General features: G+C 52.8%; 23 protein-coding genes and 1 tRNA gene. All 24 read left to right on the top strand.

Features of this window, described 5'->3' with window-relative positions; genetic code table 11:
- The first annotated feature begins 58 nt into the window (after nucleotides 1-58).
- Complete coding sequence (locus CIK78_RS13695; protein WP_096281114.1) at nucleotides 59-1,006, top strand: AEC family transporter; 948 nt, start codon at nucleotides 59-61, stop codon at nucleotides 1,004-1,006.
- A gap of 65 nt (nucleotides 1,007-1,071) precedes the next feature.
- A tRNA-Arg gene (locus tag CIK78_RS13690) sits at nucleotides 1,072-1,148 on the top strand.
- A gap of 173 nt (nucleotides 1,149-1,321) precedes the next feature.
- Nucleotides 1,322-2,557: a tyrosine-type recombinase/integrase gene (locus CIK78_RS13685; RefSeq protein WP_096281112.1), complete on the top strand. Its 1,236-nt coding sequence runs from the start codon at nucleotides 1,322-1,324 to the stop codon at nucleotides 2,555-2,557.
- 336 nt (nucleotides 2,558-2,893) lie between these two features.
- The gene (locus tag CIK78_RS13680) at nucleotides 2,894-3,196 is read left to right on the top strand and encodes a hypothetical protein (RefSeq protein WP_096281110.1); all 303 of its coding nucleotides are present in this window, start codon (nucleotides 2,894-2,896) and stop codon (nucleotides 3,194-3,196) included.
- Nucleotides 3,177-3,950 (top strand): hypothetical protein, encoded by a 774-nt coding sequence (locus CIK78_RS13675; RefSeq protein ID WP_096281108.1) that lies wholly within the window; start codon nucleotides 3,177-3,179, stop codon nucleotides 3,948-3,950. Before CIK78_RS13680 ends, CIK78_RS13675 begins: the two co-directional genes overlap by 20 nt.
- 187 nt (nucleotides 3,951-4,137) lie before the next feature.
- Nucleotides 4,138-4,407 (top strand): hypothetical protein, encoded by a 270-nt coding sequence (locus CIK78_RS13670; protein WP_096281106.1) that lies wholly within the window; start codon nucleotides 4,138-4,140, stop codon nucleotides 4,405-4,407.
- Complete coding sequence (locus tag CIK78_RS13665; RefSeq protein ID WP_096281104.1) at nucleotides 4,408-5,067, top strand: KilA-N domain-containing protein; 660 nt, start codon at nucleotides 4,408-4,410, stop codon at nucleotides 5,065-5,067. It abuts the gene before it with no gap.
- Nucleotides 5,064-5,324, top strand: coding sequence for a helix-turn-helix domain-containing protein (locus tag CIK78_RS13660; protein ID WP_096281102.1), 261 nt, complete (start codon nucleotides 5,064-5,066; stop codon nucleotides 5,322-5,324). Before CIK78_RS13665 ends, CIK78_RS13660 begins: the two co-directional genes overlap by 4 nt.
- Nucleotides 5,325-5,596: 272 nt before the next feature.
- Entirely contained in the window at nucleotides 5,597-5,782 is a 186-nt protein-coding gene (locus CIK78_RS13655) for a hypothetical protein (RefSeq protein WP_096282388.1), read from the top strand.
- Nucleotides 5,779-6,012: a hypothetical protein gene (locus tag CIK78_RS13650; RefSeq protein WP_096281100.1), complete on the top strand. Its 234-nt coding sequence runs from the start codon at nucleotides 5,779-5,781 to the stop codon at nucleotides 6,010-6,012. The genes CIK78_RS13655 and CIK78_RS13650 overlap by 4 nt, the downstream gene beginning before the upstream one ends.
- Nucleotides 6,009-6,266 carry a hypothetical protein gene (locus tag CIK78_RS13645; protein ID WP_096281097.1) on the top strand — a complete coding sequence of 86 codons (258 nt, stop codon included), beginning with the start codon at nucleotides 6,009-6,011 and terminating at the stop codon, nucleotides 6,264-6,266. The genes CIK78_RS13650 and CIK78_RS13645 overlap by 4 nt, the downstream gene beginning before the upstream one ends.
- Nucleotides 6,263-6,673: a hypothetical protein gene (locus CIK78_RS13640; RefSeq protein WP_096281095.1), complete on the top strand. Its 411-nt coding sequence runs from the start codon at nucleotides 6,263-6,265 to the stop codon at nucleotides 6,671-6,673. The genes CIK78_RS13645 and CIK78_RS13640 overlap by 4 nt, the downstream gene beginning before the upstream one ends.
- Nucleotides 6,673-7,611 (top strand): toprim domain-containing protein, encoded by a 939-nt coding sequence (locus tag CIK78_RS13635; RefSeq protein WP_096281093.1) that lies wholly within the window; start codon nucleotides 6,673-6,675, stop codon nucleotides 7,609-7,611. The genes CIK78_RS13640 and CIK78_RS13635 overlap by 1 nt, the downstream gene beginning before the upstream one ends.
- A complete protein-coding gene (locus CIK78_RS13630; protein ID WP_176483400.1) occupies nucleotides 7,608-9,626 on the top strand; it encodes a DUF927 domain-containing protein in 2,019 nt (672 codons plus the stop codon). Before CIK78_RS13635 ends, CIK78_RS13630 begins: the two co-directional genes overlap by 4 nt.
- Nucleotides 9,623-10,345 (top strand): hypothetical protein, encoded by a 723-nt coding sequence (locus tag CIK78_RS13625; protein ID WP_141393043.1) that lies wholly within the window; start codon nucleotides 9,623-9,625, stop codon nucleotides 10,343-10,345. Before CIK78_RS13630 ends, CIK78_RS13625 begins: the two co-directional genes overlap by 4 nt.
- Nucleotides 10,335-10,607 (top strand): hypothetical protein, encoded by a 273-nt coding sequence (locus tag CIK78_RS13620; protein WP_096281086.1) that lies wholly within the window; start codon nucleotides 10,335-10,337, stop codon nucleotides 10,605-10,607. Before CIK78_RS13625 ends, CIK78_RS13620 begins: the two co-directional genes overlap by 11 nt.
- Nucleotides 10,608-10,616: 9 nt before the next feature.
- A complete protein-coding gene (locus CIK78_RS13615) occupies nucleotides 10,617-11,087 on the top strand; it encodes a hypothetical protein (protein WP_096281084.1) in 471 nt (156 codons plus the stop codon).
- A 10-nt stretch (nucleotides 11,088-11,097) separates the two neighbouring features.
- Nucleotides 11,098-11,427: a hypothetical protein gene (locus tag CIK78_RS13610; protein WP_096281082.1), complete on the top strand. Its 330-nt coding sequence runs from the start codon at nucleotides 11,098-11,100 to the stop codon at nucleotides 11,425-11,427.
- Between the two features lie 12 nt (nucleotides 11,428-11,439).
- On the top strand, nucleotides 11,440-11,616 hold the full coding sequence (locus CIK78_RS17805) for a ribbon-helix-helix protein, CopG family (protein WP_141393042.1): 177 nt from the start codon (nucleotides 11,440-11,442) through the stop codon (nucleotides 11,614-11,616).
- A 799-nt stretch (nucleotides 11,617-12,415) separates the two neighbouring features.
- Nucleotides 12,416-12,760, top strand: coding sequence for a hypothetical protein (locus CIK78_RS13600; protein ID WP_096281077.1), 345 nt, complete (start codon nucleotides 12,416-12,418; stop codon nucleotides 12,758-12,760).
- Between the two features lie 9 nt (nucleotides 12,761-12,769).
- The gene (locus CIK78_RS13595) at nucleotides 12,770-13,054 is read left to right on the top strand and encodes a type II toxin-antitoxin system HicA family toxin (protein WP_096281075.1); all 285 of its coding nucleotides are present in this window, start codon (nucleotides 12,770-12,772) and stop codon (nucleotides 13,052-13,054) included.
- A gap of 278 nt (nucleotides 13,055-13,332) precedes the next feature.
- Nucleotides 13,333-13,632, top strand: a complete 300-nt coding sequence (locus tag CIK78_RS13590) for a DUF4236 domain-containing protein (protein WP_096281073.1) — start codon at nucleotides 13,333-13,335, stop codon at nucleotides 13,630-13,632.
- Between the two features lie 56 nt (nucleotides 13,633-13,688).
- The gene (locus CIK78_RS13585) at nucleotides 13,689-14,021 is read left to right on the top strand and encodes a hypothetical protein (RefSeq protein ID WP_096281071.1); all 333 of its coding nucleotides are present in this window, start codon (nucleotides 13,689-13,691) and stop codon (nucleotides 14,019-14,021) included.
- A 159-nt stretch (nucleotides 14,022-14,180) separates the two neighbouring features.
- On the top strand, nucleotides 14,181-14,837 hold the full coding sequence (locus CIK78_RS13580) for a membrane lipoprotein lipid attachment site-containing protein (protein WP_096281068.1): 657 nt from the start codon (nucleotides 14,181-14,183) through the stop codon (nucleotides 14,835-14,837).
- Nucleotides 14,838-14,851: the final 14 nt, after the last annotated feature.

Genomic DNA, 14,851 nt, shown 5'->3' with positions numbered 1-14,851 from the left:
ATGGCAGGAGAGTATAAGCAGGTGCTTAACTTGTTATTACTCTGACCGAGACACCGTTGTGAACCTACTTGAACTGTTTGCCCGCACGCTTGATGTCACGCTGCCTGTCTTTGCGATGGTATTTGTTGGCTTAATGCTAAAACGGTTGAAGTGGATCGATAGTGCCTTTGTCTCGACGGCCTCTGCGCTGGTTTTTAAAGCAACGCTCCCGACGCTAATTTTTATTAGCTTGATCAAGGCGGACTTGGGCGTTGCGCTTGACGTATCGCTCATGATGTTCTTTGCTGCCGCCACCCTGGGCCAGTTTCTACTCAGCTGGCTGTGGGCGCATTACCGCGTGCCACGTCAAGAGCGCGGCATTTATGTGCAGGGGGCATTTCGCGGCAATTGCGGCGTGGTGGGGCTGGCACTGGCAGCGGGCATGTACGGTAACTATGGCATTTCAGCGGGTAGCTTGCTGCTAGGCGTGGTGATTGTGATGTACAACGCGTTTTCGGTTGTTGTCCTGGCGTTCTATCAACCGGGTCAGTCAACGGACTGGCGCAGCCTGTTAAAACACATAGCCACCAACCCGCTGATTATTTCCGTGTTTGCGGCACTGCCTTTCACCGTATTTGCGATCCCGTTACCCAGTTGGCTAATTACCTCAGGCGATTACTTTGCGTCTTTAACACTGCCGCTGGCATTGATTTGTATCGGTGCAACACTCTCAGTGTCGAGTATGCGTACCGGTAGCCAGGTGGCCCTAGGCTCAAGCTTGATGAAGATGGTGACAATGCCGGTGCTCTCCACCGTAGCGGCGTGGATGGTGGGTTTTTCGGGCGAGCAACTAGGTTTATTGTTCCTGTTCTTTGCCAGCCCAACCGCTGCGGCAAGCTTTGTAATGGTCAAAGCGATTGGGGGTAATGTGGCATTAGCGGCCAATATCATCGCGATCACCACACTCATGGCGAGCGTCACCGTGACGGTCGGCGTTTTTGCCTTACGCTTGCTGGGGTGGATTTAGCCTCCTCGGTGGCCCTGCCTAGGCTGACGCGTTATACTGCCGCCCGCTTATTTTAGAAAGCTTAAGTCCCTGTAGCTCAGTAGGATAGAGCAGCCGCCTCCTAAGCGGCAGGTCGCAGGTTCGACTCCTGCCAGGGACGCCATATCACTTCTCGTAGCACCCCCAGATAACGCCGGAATGCCAGTATTCATGCTGCTTTCGCCCTGATTGCTTGCCCATAGCTATCCCACGTCAACCCTCCTAAAACCATGCTTTTGTGTATGCGAGAGTGTATGCTGACAGGTAATAACTTCCTTCGCATACATCGAGGCGAGCATGAAGCGTTCCGAGATACGCACTAAGCCACTTGCAGAAAGGGTAGTGGCTGCCCTGGAGCCAGAAGATAAGGCATATCGCGTCAGTGATGGCGCTGGGCTGTATCTATATGTCAGAACGGATGCCACCAAAAGTTGGGAGCTTCGATATCGTAAGCCCGATGGCAAGTACAGTTGGCTGGGGCTAGGCAGTTATCCCGAAGTGAAGCCCAAAGAGGCCCGGCAGCGTGCTACCGATACCAAAGCGCTGATAGCCAAAGGTACGACGCCGCGCCAGCACAAGAAGGCTCAGGAGCAGCAAGCTCAAACTGCTAGCCGTGAGACGGTGGCCGCCTTGATGGACGAATGGCACGAAATGAAAGCTAAGAGTGTTGACGCCAACTCTTTGCGCAAGGTGTGGCTCTCTATTCAGCGCCACTTGATCCCCGCCATGGGGAATGAACCTTTGTCTCGCATACAGCCCGCATACATCCTTGAGTACTTTCGAAAGCTGGAAGCGCTGGGCATTCACGCTACTAGTGCCAAGATTAGGCGCGCTCTTGCCGAGGCATTTGATATGGCCGCTTTTGCTGGCCGGGTTCCTTCCAACCCTGTGCGTGGCGTCGAGCGGTTTATTGAGGCAGGGAAGGGCAGCAACTACGCCCACGTCGCTCAGCAGGATGTGCCGGCGCTGATGCGTGCTATTAATCAGTATCCGCGCAGCCCTCAAGTCAGAATTACAATGCTGTTGCTGGCGCTGAACGGATGTCGTCCTGGCGAGTTGAGGCAGGCAGCATGGTCAGAGTTCGATCTTGATAATGGGTTGTGGGATCTACCTGCGGAGCGCACTAAGAAGCGGCGTGCCATCCTGATGCCTCTGGCGCCCCAAAGTGTCGTATTGCTCAGGGAGCAGCGCCAGCATAGTGGTTCGTTCAACCTAGTTTTCCCCAATCGCAACGATCCGCGTAAGCCCATGAGCAATATGGCTGTGGGCAAGGCGCTTGAACATATTGGCTATGCAGGTCGCCAGACCGGTCATGGTTTTCGTCATATCCTTTCAACTGCATTGAATGAGCGTGGATATAACGCTGATCACATTGAGGCGCAGCTAGCTCATGTCACAGGCAATATTCGCAGCACCTACAACAAAGCCATCTATCTGGAGCCGCGTCGCTTAATGATGCAGGCATGGGCAGACGAGGTGTATGGAATGATTGATGGCGCCAGCAAGGTAGTAGGCTTTAAAGCGCGTGGATGATACCAGATGGTTGAACGTAGATAGGCTATGGGGTGGCAGCGAGGCGAGCAAAGTGCTAAATATATATAGTGGATAAATAGCCAGTATTGTTATGGCTGGCGCTACATCACATGTCGCACACGTTGATTTAGAGCGGTGACAGTGATGACGGCGGTGACACGATTGATTATCAAGGTTTATTTCTGTCACCGGTATTGATTTATCAGTGGAGGCAGCGGTGACAAAGGCATACAGGTAATGTGCCTCTTGTTTGGCTGGCTAGGGCGACGGCCTGAAAGCGCGGAGAACTCCACCGTGTGAGCCAGCCTCCTATTGTTGGAGTGCGTAGGGGTGCGCATGGCATTAGAGAATGTGATAGCCAAGCGGTATCAGGGCTATATCACGATTGAAGACTTGGTAACGATGATTGCTAGAGAATATGCGTGTAGCGACAGCGACGCTCTGCTAGTCCTAGCTGAAGCGATCGGTAAAAAGACCGTTTCAGACCCGTATAATCTCAATCGATCATATCCACTGAGTTTGTATTCTAGGGAACGATTGGGACCAAAAAAAAGTTCCTATCCCGATGATATCCTAAAAGCTCTTATCCAGAGCAAGGGAGATACAAAGGAGGAACTGGATGCAGTCATTCCATTCTGATTACCGGCATTTCTTATTTGATCGCAGAGAGGTGGCCGCTTTACTGGCAAGTTCTGGTTTCCCGCTTAAAGGGTTGGAACAAAATGCTAGTTCAGAACATGTTGCTCAGGCTGCGCCTCAGTGGATGCGTATATATGCCGCTAAAAGTGGCTTACGAACGTATGAAATGGCTTGGATCTTGGAAGGTAAAGAGCCGCCTGACTATTATCCGAAGACATTTCCTATTGGTTCTAAAGAAAAGCTCTACCTTAGTGCTATCAATGATTCTGTGTTGATGGGTGATATTGCGACTAAGAATACCCAATGGCATATCGATGATGAGCCGCAAACGTGGCTTTTAGAGCACCAATCAGTTATTGCATGGTGCCAGCGTGCGGGGTATGAGTGGCCGCTTTCACAATTCATGCAGCCAGCGCTGACAGACAATGAGCAAACGGCAGAAACGGAGTGCTTCACCCAAACCGCTGATCATCAAAATCAGGATGGCCTTAAGCAGGAGTTGGATGATCTTCGGAAAGAAGTTGCAGAGCTGCGCTCCATGGTAGAAGAACTAAAAAAATCGGTCCCATTACATCCCGACCATCTGATGGCTAAGGCAATCGAGGTACAACATAAGCATTGGCCCGACTTGGACGGCATCCGTCCCAAAGCTGACGTAATTATTGCCGAGTTAAGAGCACAATATCCTGAACTTTCGGAGTTTAAAGCTAAGGCTATCGAAGCTGTGGCCTGCCCAGTCGATCGCAAAAGGTAGGGGAGCTCAACTTTTACCCTCAGAGTAAAAAGCCAGCAATCATGCGGTTTTCCGCCTACCCTGAGGGTTGTTTTGCCACCCTAAGGGTGCTTGCCCTAAGCCCTAATGGTGTTGCCCTGAGGGTTATTTCATAAGCCACCATCGTAGTCGTCCAAGCCACCACAAGGCTTATTCAGGAGACGCTACGATGCAAACTAACCGTGATAAAGCTGCTGGTAAAATCCCGCTCGATAACTTCGACCCCAAGTTTGTCCAGATCGATAAACGACAAGCATGTGCCATTCTGGGCATGCCCTCCACATCCTTTGACCGTGCCCGCAAAGAAGACTCTCGCTTCCCTAAACCTATTCAGCAGGGCGCCAGCAAGAACGCGCCGCTAAGGTTCGTTCTGGCTGAAATCTACGAGTATTCCGCCCGCCTGATTGCTGATTCTCGTAATGATGGGGAGGTGGCTTAAATGTCTGCTTCCAATGTCATCCCTCTGCAATACGAAGGCCAAGCTTATAGCTTTAACTCTGCTGGCTGGATCAATGCTACTGAGGCAGCAAAACGCTTTGGTAAAGAGCCCGCGCAGTGGCTGCGACTACCCGAGACCAAGGCTTACCTGCTTGGCCTTGAACGTAGATATGGGAAAATCACATATGTAGAAACAAGTCGTGCGCGAATGGATCGCGGCGGTGGTACTTGGCTGCACCCGAAGCTAGCCGTACCGTTCGCCCGATGGCTGTCAGTTGACTTTGAAATCTGGTGTGATGAGCAGATTGATCGCTTAATCCATGGCGGCGCTGAAGATTGGCAACTGCTACGCGACTCAGCCGCTATCGGATACCGCGGCATGTGTGACGCACTCCAACTAACCCGGGAAGCCCAAGGCAAGCCTGCCGCCCGCCATCACTTCATCAATGAAGCCCGGTTGATCAATATCGCCGTCTTTGGCCAGGCCAAGGGCGTAGATCGTGACAGCCTAAGCCCTGCCGAGCTTCGCCTGCTGGCGCTGATCGAACAGCGCGACACCTTCCTATTAGGCCGAGGCCTGGACTACCAGCAGCGTAAGCAAGAGCTGACACGCTACGCGCAGGAGCAGCTACTTTCCAAGCTGCAAGGCGGTGCTGCATGACTATCAACTCCACTGACTCCGCCAGCCAGCGCATACGCATTCTGGCCCGCTTAAAGCGTGGGCCGGTTACTACTCTTGAGCTATTGCAAGAAGAAAACATTCTTCGCCCAGGCGCGCGTATCTGTGAGCTGCGAGAGAAGGGCCACGACATACGAACCCACCTGCAAGATGTGATCGATCCGTGGGGGCGCAAGCATAGCCGTGTAGCGCTCTACTACCTGCCAACTGGTACCAATAGTACTAAGGGTGGTGTTTGATGTTGACCACTCTGATGACTAACGGCTATGCTGATCTTGCTGGCGCAAAATCGTCAGTCGATCTTGGCGGGTCGAGACTCAAACGGCGCATCAGCGCCCCTCTCATAGTCGGCGCTTTTTTTGTGCCCGCTATGCGTTATGGCGGCTGTGCGCGAGATGCCTTCGGGCATGCCGGTTTACGTTTGAGCCGGTCCGCCAACTTGCGTACAGTCGCCCCCATTCGATGCTTGGCGGCATCCGGGGACGACTCCATATCAAACGGAGTTATACCCATGGCAAAACTACGCCTATTCCTTACCCCCAATCCCTCTAAACGTGCTGCTGCCCATCGAGCAATGGCTAAAGCTGCCTTGTTTGCTGATACCAGCGCTAGCACCCGCCTGAAGCGTTACAACCACCATATTGAGAAAGCCCGCCACCTTGAAGCCGCTGTTAGTGGTCTGGAGGTGTGCTCATGAGCGCTGCAAAACACAACATCGATGCCCTTGAAAGTCGTATCGGTTTAATGGCCACCCTCGCCAACATGATCAACATCGATAGGATGCGTAATGGCAACGAAGGTGAAGCGCCTATCTACAGTGACTATCACTACGGATCGCTGGTAGAGGCCATCGATATAGTGGCCGAGAGCTGTTATCGAGAGCTTGGACAGCTTGATGAGAAGCTGGAACAGGAGGGTAAGCAATGAGCTCCTTCCAGGTATCACTCGATGCTCCTAACGGTGTGCTTGATGACGAAATCAACCACCACCTCCACGCGCTACGCCACACCGTTATGCTCGTTGAAATGGCGCTTACCGATGCGTCAGACGACGACGGCAATGTGATAGCTCCTCACGTATTGGCTGCTGTTCTGTTTGGCACTCAGCATCACATAGACGCCCTTGAGCAGCTAACTGTACATGCTTACCGCACCAGCGAGCCAAAAGGGGGTGGTGCATGAATACCCGCCAAGCACACCTGACCTCAGACCAAGTAACCGCGCTTATCGCTATTGGCGACAAAGTAGACGACCTAGCCCATGAGCTTGATGCAGATGGTGTCGCTGCTGAAGCCGTTGCTCACTATGCCCATGCCTGTCACCACATATCGGAAGCCTCTAACGCGCTATTGGAAGCGATGCGCTTTTCTTCGCATCCGGTCACTCAGGCTTCAAAGCGTGTTGTGCTGTCGTTATGTGCCGATGATGCCTACGACCTAGCGCACCTGCTCAAAGATGCGGCGCAAGCGCTAGAGAAAGGGCCGCGTGATCTAAAAGTCACTACCGAAGATGCTGATATTCGAATGGGACGTGATGGCCTTATGGTAGGCACGATCAAGGTAGCTGATAAGGCAGGGGGCCATGAGTGATGGCCTATCAAAATAAAACGCCCATCGGAAGCCAGGCGGAGTACAGCAGCATTGTCGAGATGCCTAGCCACCTTAGCATAGAGGTTGCCGCTGAACAGGTCGCCAGTGATTTCTATGGCGCGTCCCGCTTTTCAGGCAAAGGCAAGTGGCGTCGGTTCATCCCTGATGGAGCCAATAGTCAGAGCGGCTATATCGGTCTGCTAGGAGATACTGCAGCGGTCGTGGGTGACTGGCGCGACTCTCAGTGTCTTGTGATGCTGGTCGATGATGCTGACGACGATATAACGCGCACCGAAAAGCGTCAGAAAGCCCGCCTTGAGGCGCAGCGCCAGCGCGACCAATGGGAAGCCGAGCGTATCGCTAAACAGGCTGAGACGGCAAAGCAGGCCCGCCAATGGTGGGCGTGCGCCAAGCCAGCAGACACCAGCCACCCCTATTTGGTTAAAAAGCAGCTACGGCCATACGGCCTACGTCAGCGAGGTAATGCCCTGCTGGTACCGCTGTATGTCGAGGGCAGGCTGATTAATCTGGAGCGCATCTTTCCCGATGGTGCCAAGCGCCCTATGCCGGGTGGTCGGGTAAAAGGTGCGGCTAGCCTGATTGGGCGCATTGCTGGCGCTCATCGAGTACTGGTATCCGAAGGATGGGCAACAGGTGCTGCACTCTACGCGTCTACTGGCTGCCCGGTGGTGGTTGCTCGCAATGCCGCCAACCTTGAGCCGGTCGCCCGCCGCTTGCGCCAGCGCTTACCCGAAGACGTGACGATCACGATTGCAGCGGATGATGACCGCTTTACTGATGGCAATCCCGGTATGACTAAAGCGCGGATAGCGGCGCTGGCCATTGGGGGAAAGTTACTCACGCCTGCCTTTTGTGATCGCTGCACGTCATGCACCGACTTTGCCGACGTGGCCCTATGCCGCAAGGGGGCCGTATGAGCTGGAAGTCTGACGATAATCTGAGCCTTTTTGATGCCCCAATAGAGGAGGATCAAAGCTGCCTGACTACAAAAGCAGTGGGAACAGCGGGAACAGCGGGAACAGATAGCTTTAAAAAGCCGAAAAACAGTAACTTGGATAATAATGCCGCTGTTCCCGGTAGTGGGAACAGCGCGGGAACAGTGGGAACAGACGCTAATGAGCAGAGCGAACGGGAGTTAGTAAGTGCTGAGGCGATATCGGCACTTGATGGCGTGGCTTCTTTGGGTAAAGAGGTGTCGCCCGGGGAGAATGAACCGCTAGACAGCAGCCTAAAGCGGCCCGGTTTCACAAGTCATGCGAATTGGTTCTATATCGGTGACAAGCGGCTTCCTCCGGGACTGTGGTGGCATGGTATACGCACCAGTCAGAATGGTTCCACCAATGAGGATGTGTATATTTCTGGCCCCATTGAGGTGATAGCCATTAGCCGTGACGAACATGGCGGTAACTTCGGGCGACAGGTTCGCTTTATGAATAGCGAGAGTAAATGGTGCCGCCGAGTATTGCCAATGCGCTTACTCAATGAAGGCGGATCAGAGCTGCGCCGTGAATTACTGGATATGGGACACACGCACGTTATCAAACAGCGCCACCGTCTTGCTGACTACATAATGGAAAGTCGGCCAGAAGCTCGGCTGGTAGCGGCTACTACGACCGGCTGGCATGACAACTCGCGTGCTTTTGTTCTGCCTGAGCGCACTATCGGTAATCAGGACTACTGCTTTAGCGCCGACTCTTCACGATCCAGCTACTTTGATGTTCGCGGCACTCTTGATGGGTGGCGCCAGCAGGTTGCTGGGCGTGCGGTGAGCAACCCAATCCTGATGCTGGGTATCTGTATTGCTTTGGCTGGCCCTTTGATATGGCCAGCCAAACAGCAGCCATCCGGAGGGTTAGGCTTCAACTTGCGGGGAGGCTCCAGTAAGGGCAAAACCACGTGTTTGCAAATGGCTAGTAGCGTCTGGGGCAGCCCTCAATTCATGCGCCAATGGTCTGGTACTGGAAATGGCATCGAAGCCTTAGCCGCATCTCAGAACGATACCTGCATGATATTGGATGAGATAAGTCAGGCGAGCCCGTATGAAGCGGGCAATATGGTTTATCTGGTGGCTAATGGTGTAGGCAAGCAGCGCGCAGCGAGAACAGGGGGTATTCGTGAGGCTCAGCGCTGGCGCTTGATGTTGCTATCCAGTGGCGAGCGCAGCCTTGCCTCACACATGAGTGAAGCAGGCAAGAAGGCCAAGGCGGGGCAAGACGCTCGTTTGTTAGACATACCCGCCACAAGTCGTCGCTATGGTGCGTTCGATGATATCCAGGGCATGACACCTAGTGATTTTGCGAACGCTATTAAGACGGCAACAGCAGAGCATTATGGACATGCTGGAGGTGCTTTTATTCAGCACTTGATAAAGCAGTCTGATTTACCAGCTCTCTACCGCGACACCATGGAAGATCCCGTATTCACAGTCGCACAAGATGGCGTTTCCAGTCGTGCAGCCGGTGCTTTTGGATTGCTTGCGATGGCCGGTGAGCTGGCAACAGATGCCGGATTAACCGGCTGGTCACCCGGCTCGTCTATCGAGGCTATTGGTACGTGCTTCCAGCTATGGCAGTCCGAAAGGGGGAGTCTGCCGCCGGAAGACCAAGCCATCATGGAAGGTATCGCAAACTTCATTCAGCGCCACGGTGATAGCCGTTTTAGCGAGATGGGCGCTCAAAGTGGTGAGAACAAGCCCGGCGTCAGAGATCGCGCTGGCTACTGGGCAGACATGGCAGAGGGGCGTGTCTTTTACTTCCATCGGGCGGCACTGGAGGAAGCGGCAAGCGGGTATGACCCCAAGATGATTGCCAGCGTGCTGGATAAGGCTGGCTGGCTCTATGAAAAGGAGTCGGGAAGATTCGCGGTAAACAAGCGCACGCTTAACGGACTTCAACGCCTTTATGCTGTCTTGCCGAAGGAAGGTGACCAATGAGTTATCGCGATCTTTTACGGCAACGGCGTTTAGCAGCAGGTGTTCCCACTGTTCCCACAGCCCCATCACCAGTGGGAACAGAAAAAAGTCTTGAAGAACAAGCGTGTTCCCACGGTTCCCGCTGTTCCCGCGCCAATTCGAGTGAGGCAGTAAAGCGGGTGGCTGTGCAAGAGGCTCTATCGCTGGCTACTACCCGCGATATTAACGCCATCATTGGCAGCCTGTACGCGGTCGATAGGCCTTTGGAGTCTATTGAAGCCGAGGTGCGTGGAGTGATGGCAACTCTAACTCGGCAAGCGTCTGCTGAGCTCGCGGTGGTGCTGGATGACGCCTTTGAAGTATCGCCAGATACCTACACAGCCCTTAAGCAATGTCGTCGCCTGCTGAGCGATTCCAAGGCACTGTCAGCCGCTAAAGCCGTATGGCCTGACCTGCCCAATGCGCCAGCCTCAGAAGCGTCTGTAAGTGCGCCGATCATTGAGCATGCGCCACGCTGGTTGCGGCTTGTCCGTGAGCATTGCGCCGTACTGCCTGAGGATGAACGCCTGATTAGCAAGGCGGCAAGTAGCCGAACACCTCAACAAGCCCTACTAATCGCCCAGCGGTATATCACCACATGGCAACAGGCTGCTGAGCATGAGCCTGCGAGTCACAAACGAGATAACGCTGGCCGCCGTGCTGCCAATCAAGAGCTAACAGGAGGCCGTCATGTTGGATAACGCCATTCAAGAAGCTGCACGCCTAGCCTCTAGCTTGCGTTCTATAGATCAAAGCGCCAGCCATAGTGCCGAGGCTGTGCGGGACACGCTGCAGTCATGGCCTGACGACAATGCATTGTTGGCTTGTGCTGCCACCCTAGAAGCGATAAGCGACTCACTCCCTGCCGGAACCCTGGCAGGGCTTGTACGCATTCGCTTGGCTCGTCTGCAGGGGATAGTAAACGCGCTGATTGATACTGACACCATGCCGCCGGCGGCTTAGGAGAGCACCATGATTAACCACGATACGATTAAACAAGCTGCTGAAAGCGGGACTGGTCTGGATCATCTGACACAGGGGCAAGTGTGGGCAGCGTATAAAGCCAGTGTTAAGCCTAAGCACCTGCGCCAGCCCATGCGGCACTCTGTGATACTGCTACTGGCGAGTGTGGAGCAGAAAGCGCGACAAGCGTTCTTTGGTGGCGTAGAGCGCGATGATGCGGAGGAGATGATATCTCGCGCTTATGACGAGCAGCATCCGATGTTCTTGCGAGGCCCGATCCTAGAAACGCTGCAGGAAGGCATGGAGACGTTCTTTCCCGACCTCAAGGCAACGGCAGTGGATGACGACGGTAACGCGGTCTATCGGCTGGATCAGCTAGCAAAGGCGCTAGGATCGACTGAGGAGGAGCTGCTGGCGCTGGCTAAAGAGAAGGGCGTGGATAATCGGCTTCAAACCAAGCCGATCCACACTTTGCACTGAGGAGACTGCTATGAATGTGCAAGATGAAAACATCGATATGGAGCAGCTTTGTAGCGATCTGACCAGGGTTGTGGTCGACCATTACCTGGATGGCTTAAACCATGAAACATCAATGCAGGTAATTAGGCGGGCCTGCGATGAAGCGGGAACAATGATTGGTCGTATTCTCGCCGCGGCTCAACATGAAGGGCCTATTAGTGGTGATTTACTGATGGAAATGCGCGCTAGTGAAGAGGACTTTAAATATAGGCTGCTGAACTCTGCCCGCCTGTTTGGCCCGGGGCAGATATTGAGAACCCACCTAGAGGATATTGCCCACCGTCGCCAAAATAGCCAATAGGAGAGAACCGTCATGAGCAAGAATCCTCGCCTATTCAAACAGCCGGTACGGCTAATCGTTAGCGTAGAGCAGAAGACGGTGAAGCAGATTGATGAGTTGATGGAAGGGCGCCAGCACCACCAGCACCGTAACCGTGCTGAGTTTGTGCGCCAGGCTATTGAGCGAGAGCTGGCGCGGTGCCAACAATGATGATTTCTGTAGCCCATAAAAAAGAACCTTGATGATTACGACACCCCTAAAAAGGGGCTTTGATGATTTCGGGGGCCCTAAAAGAGGCCTCCTTTTTTATAGGTGACGCGATGGACGATCAGGCAGAGCTAAGAAGGCGCTACAAGGCGTGGAGCAAGGCGCAAAGAGAAGGTAAACGGCCACCCATCGACCCGGCCTTTCAATACCTACGCTGCGGGGCTAAAACGCGGGCAGGCACCCCCTGTAAGCGTCGTGACCTTTGGGATAGCGGGCGGTGCAAGCTACATGGTGGTATGTCCACTGGCCCCAAGTCTGGGCCACGAGCAAGGAAAGCCGAGCCGGTAGCGCCAGAAGATCCTGACGAATACGCCCATAACAGAAGGCTGGAGGAGATCATTAACAGCCAGCTAAGAAGGGCCCGAGTTAGGTAGACTGGCTTAAACCCCATGAGAGGTTGTAAAAACCTCACATTGAGGCGTGATTTCTGGCTGGGCAACGCAGGTTTTTCTGACGTCACTACGTGAGCAGTGGGCTTTAAGTCTGATGATTTTCGGACCAGTAACGCGCGTGGCGAAAGTAGACGCGGAGCACAATTAATTCTTACGTTGAAACGACAAGCATTCCAACGAGTTTATGCAAAGCATTTCGCCAACGGAGTAACGTTCACGGTGCATAAGTTGTAAACAGGCTTTACACAACCTATTCTGAAACGTATAAATACGCAGCGCGCCACCCTAATTGCGGCGAATAAAGCAAAAGAACTGCCGCAAGCGCATAGCGAATGTCGAGGAATACCAATATGTCACAGCATGGTCCTGTATTTAAGGTACGGTGCTTCATTCATCGCGAAGAAGAGCTTTTTGTCGCGCATTGCATCGATTTGAGCTTGGCCGCTCAAGCAGATTCGATGAAAGAGGCGCGCGAGAAGCTCGACGTGATGATCAAAGATCATCTTCAGTATGTGGTCGAGCTAGTCCGTGAAGGCGATATGCTGACAGCCAAACAGATGCTGCAAAGGAAATCTCCTCTTTCTGTACGCCTTACCTACGCCCGCTTCTATCTGATGCACAAGGTGCGTTCAGGCGTTAAGAACATGGGCAACACTTGGCGCGAAAGCTTTCAGTCACCTTTGGCGACACAGTAAGGGTGCGGAATGCGCGAAAGGCCTGTCACAGAAAGAGAGTTTGTTGCTGTCCTTAAAGAGTTAGGATTCAAGCATAAGCGCACATCCGGTTCGCATGAGCAGTGGGAGCATTTACTGTTCAACCATAAGCGACGGATGGTCTCTGTTGATGGTCACCACGCGCCTTTCACCAAAAGCCTGCTGAAAAGCATGATCAATCAAGCAGGCCTCTCAAAGAAAGAGTTTCTAAAGTGCCTTGAGCACATCAGTCATTGTGAAGTGCTGCGCAAGAAGTACGATCCTGAGTTTGCCTAGACTCGGGAAGCCGAATACAGCAATAGGGTCACCAAATCTTTCGAAGAATCGCCAATGCGCCAACAGCGTAGAGTCTGGGCCACCACGTCCAAGCGAACAAAAGCCTCGAGCCAACCGCCGGGGCTTTTTTAATAAATCAAGCACCGCCTCGCTCTTACTCTGGCGATAATTGTCGAGAGCATTGTGGTCAAGCTAGCCTCGTCCTCCTTTTTAAAGCTAAGATCGATTAGAGAGCACTAAAAAGGCGCTTAACAAAAATAACCGAAGGGGACGTGGTGATGGGACTGAAATTTCGAAAGTCAGTAAAGATCGCGCCTGGCGTGCGCCTTAATATTGGCAAGAAAAGCTCAAGCGTGAGCCTTGGCAGCAAATACGGTGGCTACAACATCGGCTCCAAAGGGACGCGAGCGAGAGTCAGCGCCCCAGGCACTGGGCTGTCTTACTCTGATCGCATCGGCAAACCAAGACGGCAGCGCGCACCACAGCAGCCTAAGCAGTACTCGGGTACTGAGTGGGTTGTGGCTGCAGTCGTCGGGGTGGTCTTTTTCTTTCTACTGGTCTGGCTATTTGGCTGGTAGTGGCAGCGAGGTGCTTACATAAAGCATTTACTCTGGTTATCAATAAAGGTGGAAAGATGAGACTAATTATCGCGGCGGCACTGGCGCTATGCGCAACCACGGCAAGCGCGCAAGAAGACCTTTCGTACCACTTTGGCTATGCGCTACAGGCAGCCGGCATGTGCCCGGGCCTGCAAGTACGTATCGATACTGAGCGTAAGGCGGATGCCAAGTATGGCCGATCCGTGCGCGATGGAGCCCAGCATATGGATGGGCTATACGCAGCCATGGATGACGCTGGCAATGCCTGCAATATCGCTTGGCAGCGTTATGGTTGTAGTGGGAATACAGAGCCACGCCTTATGCAAAGTAGCGCTACGGCAAGTAACCCAACCTTATGCCAGTATTAACTACATGGAATAAGGTTTGTGGCTGGCGCAGAGCGGCTGTCTGCGTTTCTATGGAATCGGTAAGGTGACTCTCTCCTAGCTAGCTATAGAGGCCACTAAATTGGTTTTAAAATCAAAGCAGCTCTAATAAAGAGCTTAATAATAAACTAGGGATTTGGAATGAAAAGAATTTTTCTTGTTTTGCTGAGCATGGTTGCTTTAACCGGCTGTACAACTGTCTCTTACAATGGAGGCGAGCAGCTAGTTAATCGAGTGAGCTACCCCGAGGTTGGGGAGGTCATGACGGTAGGTGTTGGGGAACATATGGCTGAAAAGGGATCGATCGTCGAGGTCGGTGTTCTCAGAGTAAATCGAATGATTGATGGCGCTCTATATGATATTCCTAATATGACCTATCGGCAGATTGGACACGATAGCGAGAATGATTTTTATGAGCCTACTGGGGTAGTGCGAGGAGCTTTTGCCGACCCAATTCAAGCGCTAGCAGTTGCTAAGAAAGACGGGGCCGAAATATGTGTAATAACCACTTTAGGAACTAGTGCGTGCTATGCGGGCGACTATGAAAAGTCAAAAAGGCTGTCTGAGCAAGAAGATAGCTTCCAGCAGACGCTGATATATAACGGCCGTGTAGGGGATAGGATTAATATCGGTTATAGAGAGTTTAGTTCTAGTCTTGCGAGGCCTGCTTTCAACAACGAAGTGGAATATGACTTAAGCACTTCTAATGAAATAAGTTACAAAGGAGCCTCTTTAGAAGTAATTGAAGCTGGAAACAGTGGTATTACTTATAGGCTCATTCGAAATTTTCCGGATTAATCAAAATTTATATT

It is taken from the genome of Halomonas sp. JB37, from assembly GCF_002332255.1.
Classification (GTDB): domain Bacteria; phylum Pseudomonadota; class Gammaproteobacteria; order Pseudomonadales; family Halomonadaceae; genus Vreelandella; species Vreelandella casei.
The sequence above is the reverse complement of the archived record's forward strand: the minus strand, read 5'-3'. Positions and strand labels throughout refer to the sequence as shown.